Source organism: Stenotrophomonas sp. SrG, from assembly GCF_050031795.1.
Lineage (GTDB): Bacteria > Pseudomonadota > Gammaproteobacteria > Xanthomonadales > Xanthomonadaceae > Stenotrophomonas > Stenotrophomonas rhizophila_A.
Genome location: NZ_JBNBBE010000673.1, coordinates 1 through 248 on the forward strand (window position 1 = coordinate 1; position 248 = coordinate 248).

General features: G+C 70.2%; 1 protein-coding gene. It reads left to right on the forward strand.

Annotation, left to right across the window (positions count from 1 at the left end; translation table 11 throughout):
- Positions 1-248, forward strand: a 248-nt coding sequence (locus ACQG3P_RS21260; RefSeq protein WP_426806160.1) for an aldo/keto reductase, incomplete at both ends; no start/stop codon positions are given.

The window sequence follows — 248 nt, forward strand, 5'->3', positions numbered from 1 at the left end:
GGGCGAGGCGGTGCGCCGCAGCCCCGTCGACCGCGACGACCTGATCGTGACCTCGAAGATCCCGGGCCGGCACCACGGCTTCCAGCAGGCGATCGACAGCATCCAGGGCTCGCTCGGGATGCTGGGGCTCGACCGCATCGATCTGCAGCTGATCCACTGGCCCAACCCGAGCGTGGGCAAGTACGTCGACACGTGGCGGGGCATGATCGAGGCGCGCGAGCGCGGCCTGGTCCGCTCGATCGGAGTGT